The 5,146-nt window shown below is 66.6% G+C and carries 2 protein-coding genes; both read left to right on the forward strand.

Annotation, left to right across the window (positions count from 1 at the left end; genetic code table 11):
* Positions 1-3,811, forward strand: a 3,811-nt coding sequence (gene hrpA / locus P3W85_RS39580; RefSeq protein WP_276268827.1) for an ATP-dependent RNA helicase HrpA, incomplete at its 5' end; no start/stop codon positions are given.
* A gap of 128 nt (positions 3,812-3,939) precedes the next feature.
* Positions 3,940-4,926, forward strand: coding sequence for a beta-propeller fold lactonase family protein (locus P3W85_RS39585; RefSeq protein WP_035810411.1), 987 nt, complete (start codon positions 3,940-3,942; stop codon positions 4,924-4,926).
* The last annotated feature ends 220 nt before the right edge of the window (positions 4,927-5,146 follow it).

Genomic DNA, 5,146 nt, shown 5'->3' on the forward strand with positions numbered 1-5,146 from the left:
TCCGGTTCGCGTCGCCAATCCGCTGCCGCCCATCGCGTTCCCGGAAGCCCTGCCGGTTTCGGCCCGGCGCGAGGAGATCGCGCAGGCCCTGCTGGCCAACCAGGTGGTGATCGTCTCCGGCGAGACCGGCTCCGGCAAGACCACCCAGCTGCCCAAGATCTGCCTGTCGATCGGGCGCGGCCCGGGCGCGGACGGCGGCGGCGGCCTCATCGGCCACACCCAGCCGCGCCGGATCGCCGCTACCTCCACCGCAAAGCGGATCGCGCAGGAGATCGGCACGCCGCTGGGCGAGCACGTGGGCTATCAGGTGCGTTTCAACGACACCATGTCGCCGGGCGCCTCGGTCAAGCTGATGACCGACGGCATCCTGCTGGCCGAGACCCAGACGGATCCACTGCTGCGGGCCTACGACACCATCATCATCGACGAGGCGCATGAACGCAGCCTCAATATCGATTTCCTGATCGGTTACCTGAAGGAGATCCTGCCGAAGCGGCCGGACCTGAAGCTGATCATCACGTCGGCCACCATCGATGCGAAGCGCTTCGCCGAGCATTTCGCCCAGGGCGGCAAGCCGGCGCCGGTGATCGAGGTCAGCGGGCGCCTGTACCCGGTGGAGATCCGCTACCGGCCGATCGAGAAGGATAAGCCCGCGCCGGGCGAAGCTGCGCCCAAATCGGCGCAAAGCAAGGAGCGCGATCTCTTCGACGGCATCGTCGAGGCCGTGGACGAACTGTGCCGGCTCGGCCCGGGCGATGTGCTGGTGTTCCTGCCCGGCGAGCGCGAGATCCGCGAGGCGGCCGAGGCGCTGCGCAAGCACCATCCGCCGCACACCGAGATCCTGCCCCTGTTCGCGCGCCTGTCGGTGCAGGAGCAGGAACGCGTGTTCCGGCCCTCGAACGCGCGCCGCATCGTGCTGGCCACCAACGTGGCCGAAACCTCGCTGACCGTGCCGGGTATCCGCTATGTGGTGGATACGGGCCTGGCGCGGGTCAAGCGTTACTCCTACCGCAACAAGGTCGAGCAACTGCAGATCGAGGCGATCTCGCAGGCGGCGGCCAACCAGCGCGCCGGGCGCTGCGGCCGGGTGGCCAACGGCGTCTGCATCCGTTTGTACGAGGAGGCCGATTTCGCCGGCCGTGCGCGCTTCACCGATCCGGAAATCCTGCGCTCGTCGCTGGCTGCCGTGATCTTGCGGATGAAGGCGCTCAAGCTCACCGCGATCGAGGCGTTTCCCTTTATCGAGCCGCCGCTGGGCCGCGCCATTGCCGACGGCTACCAGTTGCTGCAGGAACTGGGCGCGGTGGAAAGCGTGGGCGACGACGCCAACGCGCTGACCCAGACCGGCCGCCAGTTGGCCCGCCTGCCGCTGGATCCGCGCGTGGCGCGCATGACGCTCGCCGCGCGCGAGCACCATTGCCTGCGCGAGGTGCTGATCATCGCCAGCGCGCTGTCGGTGCAGGATCCGCGCGACCGCCCGCAGGAGGCGCAGGAAGCCGCCGACCAGGCCCACCGCAAGTTCATGGACGAGAAGTCCGAGTTCCTGGGCTGGGTCAAGCTGTGGAAGTGGTTCGAGGAGGCGGTGGCGCACAAGAAGACCAACCGCCAGTTGCAGGACCAGTGCCGCGCCAATTTCCTCTCGCACGTGCGCCTGCGCGAATGGCGCGACGTGCATTCGCAGTTGCTGACCACGGTGACGGAGCAGGGCTGGCGCCTCAACGAGAGCGAGCCCACCTACGAACAGGTGCACAAGGCGCTGCTGACGGGTTTGCTCGGCAATGTGGGCTGCAAGCTCGAGGACGCCGACGGCCGCGGCCGCGAGTATCTTGGCGCGCGCGGCATCAAGTTCCACCTGTGGCCCGGTTCGCTGATCGCGCGCAAGGTGGGCCGCTGGATCATCGGCGCGGAACTGATCGAGACCAGCCGGCTGTTCGCGCGCACGCTTGCCAGGATCGAGCCCGAATGGCTGGAGCAGGTGGGCCGCCACCTGCTGAAGGTGAGCTGGAGCGATCCGCACTGGGAGAAGAAGTCCGGCCAGGTGATGGCGATGGAACGTGCCACGCTGTACGGGCTGGTGGTCTACCAGCACCGGCGCGTGCACTACGGCCCGATGAACCCGGCCGAGGCGCGCGAGCTGTTTATCCGCCGCGGGCTGGTGGAGGGCGAGTTCGATACCAGGCTGCCGTTCTTCGCCCACAATCAGCGCCTCACGCGCGAGATCGAGAACCTGGAGCACAAGGCGCGCCGGCAGGACGTGCTGGTCGACGATGAGCTGATCTTTGCCTTCTACGATCGCCTGATTCCCGCCGAAATCCATCAGCAGGCCACCTTCGAACAGTGGTATCAGGCCGAAAGCGCGCGCGACCGCAAGCTGCTCTACCTGAACCGCGAAGAGCTGATGCGGCACGAGGCCGCAGGTATCACCACCGACCTGTTCCCCAAGGTGCTGCCGGTGGCGGGCGTGGATATGTCGCTGACCTATCATTTCGAGCCGGGCAGCCATCGCGATGGCGTGACGCTGACCGTGCCGCTGTACGCGCTCAACCAGGTGCGCCCGGAGCGGGCCGAGTGGCTGGTGCCGGGCATGGTCAAGGAGAAGGTGCACCTGCTGCTGAAGTCGCTGCCGCAGAAGCTGCGCCGCCATTGCGTGCCGTTGCCCGATTACGCAGCGGGTTTTGTCGAGCGCAATCCCTTCGGCGAAGGCGAGTTGCTCGACGTGCTGATCGCCGACATCCGCGAGCAGACCGGCACCATGGTCAAGCGCGCGGACTTCAAGCTGGAGACCTTGCCCGCCCACCACGCGATGAATTTCAAGGTGGTGGACGAACATGGCCGGCAACTGGACATGGGCCGCAACCTGGCGCAACTGCGCGCCGAGTTCGGCGGGCAGGCGCAGCAATCGTTCCAGAACATCGCCGCGCGCGATGTGCCGGCGGCGGAGGCCGGGCAGTACGAGAAGCTGACCAGCTGGTCGTTCGGCGAGCTGCCCGAGCTACTGGAAATCCGCAAGGGCAACCAGACGCTGTACGGCTATCCGGCGCTGGTCGACCACACCACCCATTGCGACGTGGAGGTGTTCGACGATCCGCAGGAAGCCGTGCGTGTGCACCATGCCGGGCTGCGCCGCCTGTTCGCGCTGCAACTGCGCGAGCAGGTGAAGTTCCTGGAAAAAAATATCCCCGGCCTGCAGCAGATGGCGATGCAGTACATGACGCTGGGCACGCAGGAGATGCTGCGCGACCAGATCGTGATGCTGGCGCTGGAGCGGGCCTGCCTGCAGGCGCCGCTGCCGCGCGTCGAGGCCGAGTTCGCCGCGCGCAAGGAAGAGGGGCGTTCGCGCCTGAACCTGCTGGCGCAGGAGATCGCCCGGCTGGTGGCGGCCGTGCTGGCCGAGTACGCGACGCTGCCGCGCAAGCTGATCCAGGCCAAACCCTTTGCCGCGGCGCATGCCGATATGCAGGCACAGATGGCGCGGCTGATGGGCAAGCAGTTCGTGGCCGACACGCCTTACCAGCAGCTGGTGCATTTCCCGCGCTACCTGAAGGGCATCGCCATGCGCATCGACAAGATCAAGGGCGACCCGGCGCGCGATACGCAGCGGCTGCAGGAAATCACCCCGCTGTTGCAGCAATGGCAGCGCGCCGAAACCCAGCTGCGGCAGCAGGGCAGGGGCGTGGAGGACGCGCGCCTGGACGAGTTCCGCTGGATGCTGGAAGAGCTGCGCGTGGCGCTGTTCGCGCAGGAGCTGCGCACGCCGGTGCCGATGTCGGTCAAGCGGCTGCAAAAGGTGTGGGAGGCCATGCAGCGGTGAGGCCGGTCCCCCGGTCCCGCGCGGGACCGGGGGAGATTGTGACCAAATGTTAGTTTGTTGAGCTACGTCATCGGTTCGCAGTCTGGAAACGTTAGAATGGCCGATTAAGTCATTGATCAACAGCCTTTATGCTCGCTTTGCGTCGTGTAGTTTCCGGGTTTGCCGTGATCGGCACCCTGGCCCTGGGGGTAGTGGCGGCGCCCGCGTCGGCGGAAGTGGTGGTGGTGCTCAACTCGGGTGACGCCACGGTCACCCTGATCGACAAGGACACCCAGAAGGTGCTGGAAACGTTCCCGATCGGGAAGGAGCCCCACCACCTGATCGCCACCCCCGACGACAAATCCCTGATCGTCGCCAATGCGGTGGGCAACGACCTCGTCTTCCTCGATCCGGTGACGGGCAAGGTCCAGCAGCGCGTTGCCAATATCGACGATCCCTACCAGATCGGCTTCTCGCCCGACCAGAAATGGTTCCTGACCACCGGCAACCGCCTGGACCGGGTCGATGTCTACCGCTGGGACGGCAAGGCGCTGAAGATCGCCCGGCAGTTGCCGCTGGCCAAGACGCCGAGCCATATCGCCTTTACCAGCGATAGCCGGGTTGCTTTTGTCACGCTGCAGGATTCCAACGAGGTGGTCGCCATCGACCTGCCCACGCAGACCGTGATGTGGCGCATGAACGCCGGTTCTGCGCCGGCGGGCGTGTGGGTCACGCCCGATCAGAAATACCTGCTGGTGGGCATGACCGGCGCCGACTATGTGGCGGTGATCGACTGGCACACCCGCACCGTGGTCAAGCAGATCCCGACCGGCAAGGGCGCGCATAACTTCCGCGCGGTGGGCGACAAGCGCCACCTGTTCCTGTCCAACCGGGTCTCCGGCACCATCAGCATCGTGGACCAGCAGACCTTGACCAAGGTCGGCGATATCGCCGGCCTGCCGGCCGGCCCCGACGATATGGAACTGACCGCGGACGGCAAGACCCTGTGGGTGAGTTTCCGCTGGGCGCGCTCGGTGGGCCTGATCGACGTGGCCAGCCGCAAGCTGATCAAGACCATCCGCGTGGGCCGCTCGCCGCACGGTATTTATTTCCGCACCCGCGCACCGCTTTACTGACTTTTTACTGACGCTTTGCCGGGATTGGCCTGCGCCACGGCATGAGGCGGGAGCGCGGTGGCGCCAGCAGCATAGAACTAGTCTGGCTGCGAGCACTCCAACGCAGTCACAGGACATCAGGACAGGCATCATGAGCAAGACTTCGCTGCCCCGGCTGACCCGCGCCCTGAGGCGCGTCGTGCGCCGCGCGGCAGCCCCGGCGCTCGCCGCCGCCGGCCTG

Source organism: Cupriavidus basilensis, assembly GCF_029335485.1.
GTDB classification, from domain to species: domain Bacteria; phylum Pseudomonadota; class Gammaproteobacteria; order Burkholderiales; family Burkholderiaceae; genus Cupriavidus; species Cupriavidus basilensis_E.

What these genes read in the sequence shown, in the direction of transcription:
- P3W85_RS39585 (WP_035810411.1), top strand. Translation starts at nt 3,940, where the DNA reads ATGCTCGCTTTGCGTCGTGTAGTTTCCGGGTTTGCCGTGATCGGCACC.